The organism is Rhodococcus sp. CX (genome assembly GCF_015865005.1).
GTDB lineage: Bacteria > Actinomycetota > Actinomycetes > Mycobacteriales > Mycobacteriaceae > Rhodococcus.
The window spans coordinates 37,845-39,241 of sequence record NZ_JADZGH010000124.1 but is presented as its reverse complement, the minus strand read 5'-3'; the positions used below and the strand labels follow the sequence as shown (position 1 = coordinate 39,241).

Sequence of the window (1,397 nt, the reverse complement as noted above, 5' to 3'; positions counted from 1 at the left end):
GCACACGGGGACGGAGTCCACCATGTCCGAACGCACCACGGTCGGCAGCGCCGAATCCCTGCACGAGTCCGCAACCCGGATCACCGGGCTGACCGACTTCGGCAGCGACGACTACCGCGAGGCCCTCGACGTCCTGCTCGAGTCGTACGCCCGCGACGAGAAACTGACGCCGCTCGGCAGCAAGATGTCGCGGGTGTTCCTGCGCGGCGCCCTCGTCGCGCGCCTGCTGTCCGAGGCCGCCTGGAAGCAGCATCCCGAGCACGCCGACGTCGAGATCACCCGCCCGATCTTCGTCACCGGGCTGCCCCGCACCGGCACCACCGCGCTGCACCGGCTGCTCACCGCCGACCCGGCCCATCAGGGGCTCGAGATGTGGCTGACGGAGATGCCCCAGCCGCGGCCGCCGCGGGACACGTGGGCGGACAATCCGGTGTTCGCCGGGATCGAGGCCGGGTTCGCGCAGCACCACATCGAGCATCCGGAGTTCATGGGTGTGCACTACATGTCCGCCGGTGAGGTCGAGGAATGCTGGCAGCTGCTGCGTCAGTCCTTCCGGTCCGTGTCGTACGAGTGCCTCGCGCACCTGCCCACCTACTCCCGGTGGCTCGCCACCCAGGACTGGACGAGCGCCTACGAACGGCACCGCCGCAACCTGCAGCTCATCGGCCTGCCCGACGCCGACAAGCGCTGGGTGCTGAAGAACCCGAGTCACCTGTTCGCGCTCGACGAGTTGCTCACCGTGTACCCGGACGCGCTCGTCGTCGTCACCCATCGCGACCCGCGCACCGTCATCCCGTCGGTGTGCAGCCTCACCGCGCAGGCCTCGGAGGGGTGGTCGGAGGTCTTCGTCGGCGACGCGATCGGCCGCAGCCAGCTCGACCTGTGGGCGCGCGGTTTCGAGAAGTTCACCGAGGTCCGGGCCCGGCACGACCGGGCCCGGTTCGTCGACGTCGCCTACCGCGACTTCGTCGAGGACCCGATCGGCACGATCGGGTCCCTCTACGACCGCTTCGGGATCGGTCTCAGCGCCGAGGCCGAAGCGGCGATGGTGGCCCTGCACACCGAAAGCCGCCAGGGCGACCGCAAACCCGCGCATCGCTACACCCTCGCGGAGTTCGGGCTCACCGTCGAAGACGTCGACGAACGCTTTCCCGACTACGCCTTCCGCTGACCATCCGCGGGCACGAAACATGCGGTGGCACCCCATGGTTGGTGATCACCGTCGGAACAGCGGCCGTTTCGGGTCCCGGTGCCGGCCGTTCGAGCCGTCACTGCCCCGAAATCACCGTCCGCGACACCCGCGGAATCGATTTCGGACGGTGTCCGCTATCCGCTGAGGCGTTCCGTCGTGGGATGATCGACGTATGCCTGCACCGCTACCGCTCGACCCCATCGCC

General features: G+C 69.1%; 1 protein-coding gene. It reads left to right on the top strand.

Annotation, left to right across the window (positions count from 1 at the left end):
- Positions 1–22: 22 nt before the first annotated feature.
- Complete coding sequence (locus I0Q12_RS13675) at positions 23–1,171, top strand: sulfotransferase (protein ID WP_197252437.1); 1,149 nt, start codon at positions 23–25, stop codon at positions 1,169–1,171.
- Positions 1,172–1,397 lie beyond the last annotated feature (226 nt).

Coding starts and splice junctions, on each gene's coding strand:
- I0Q12_RS13675 (WP_197252437.1), top strand. CDS start 23: ATGTCCGAACGCACCACGGTCGGCAGCGCCGAATCCCTGCACGAGTCC.